A 1,043-nucleotide genomic window follows, 5' to 3' on the forward strand; every position below is an offset into this window, starting at 1 on the left:
CTAGATGAGTGATTCCAAGAGTGTGACTGGTGTGGCGCGTGTGATTTGAGATGGAGGGTGCCCAGACTCGGTGTTGCTAACCCAACTCGAGCCGGGAGGCCCTTGTGGACACCGATCTGGACACCCTCGCAACGGCACTCTATGTGACCTGCGATGACCTGTTGAAACGCCACCCCGAGCGAGTCCCCGCTCGTCCTGCGATCGGCCTGCAACCGCAGATCACCGACGCGGAGTTGCTCACGCTGGCGGTGATGCAGGCGTTATTGGGCTATACCAGCGAACGGCGGTGGCTGCGCTATGCACGTGCCCGGCTGCGGGCGATGTTTCCCGCACTGCCGGGGCAGTCCGGGTACAACAAGCGGCTACGCAAGCTGGCCGACACGATGTCCTGGCTGACCGCGGCGCTGGGTGCGCGCACCAGCATCGTGACCGACGACGTGTGGGTCATCGACTCCACTCCGGTCGAATGCGCCCGATCCCGCGAGACGGTCAAACGGTCCGACCTCGCCGGCTGGGCCGAATACGGTTACTGCGCTTCGCATTCGCGGTACTTCTGGGGACTACGCCTGCATCTGGTGTGCACCCTGCACGGCCTGCCCATGGGGTGGGCGCTGACCGGCGCCAAGGCCGACGAACGCGCCGTGCTGGCCGACATCGTCGCCAACACACCGACGCTGGCCCACCTCGATCACACCGGCTTGATCTGGATCGGCGACAAGAACTACTACGGCGTCGCGTTCGAGGCCGACGTCGCCGATGCCGGGGTCGAGTTGCTGCGGCCTGCCCGCAAGGGCGAACAACCCCGCCCCGGCGAACGGTTCTTCAAACCCTTGCGCCAGATCATCGAATCGATCAACGACACCCTCAAAGGTCAGCTCGACCTCGAAGCCCACGGCGGACGCACCATCGCCGGGGTCTGCGCGCGGATCGCCCAGCGCATCCTCGCACTCACCGCCGCGATCTGGCACAACGACACCATCGGCGCCAACATCCACCGATCACTGACCGCCTACGACCACTGACCCTTGGAATCACTCATCTAG

Annotated in this window: 1 protein-coding gene; it reads left to right on the forward strand. The window is 64.8% G+C overall.

What is annotated here, in order from left to right:
* The first annotated feature begins 104 nt into the window (after nt 1-104).
* Nucleotides 105-1,022, forward strand: a complete 918-nt coding sequence (locus JDV09_RS09780; RefSeq protein WP_221368930.1) for an IS982 family transposase — start codon at nt 105-107, stop codon at nt 1,020-1,022.
* Nucleotides 1,023-1,043: the final 21 nt, after the last annotated feature.

Source organism: Mycolicibacterium xanthum (assembly GCF_019710635.1).
Taxonomy (GTDB): Bacteria; Actinomycetota; Actinomycetes; order Mycobacteriales; family Mycobacteriaceae; genus Mycobacterium; species Mycobacterium xanthum.